General features: G+C 43.8%; 1 protein-coding gene. It reads right to left on the bottom strand.

All coding sequences use genetic code 11. The features are described 5' to 3' along the window. Nucleotides 1-201, bottom strand: a 201-nt coding sequence (locus ACVC43_RS00110; RefSeq protein WP_452222540.1) for a hypothetical protein, incomplete at both ends; no start/stop codon positions are given.

Raw genomic sequence — 201 nt, 5'->3', positions numbered from 1 at the left:
GCCATCACTGTCTGGATCGCAATATTCTAAAGCGGTTGGTGTAAAAATTACTGGTGCCTGCTCAACTACCAGGTCTAATGTGATTGTATTGTAACAGCTGGTGTTGGTATTGAGCACACCTGCCACTATGGTTTGCGGGTTACTTATATTAGTGTAGGTATTTGGTAATGGGTTGGTTTGAGCGTCTGCATCTGCCTGATT

Source organism: Lacinutrix chionoecetis, assembly GCF_053604665.1.
Note: the sequence above shows the minus strand (reverse complement) of the source record. Positions and strands in the feature narration are given on the sequence as shown.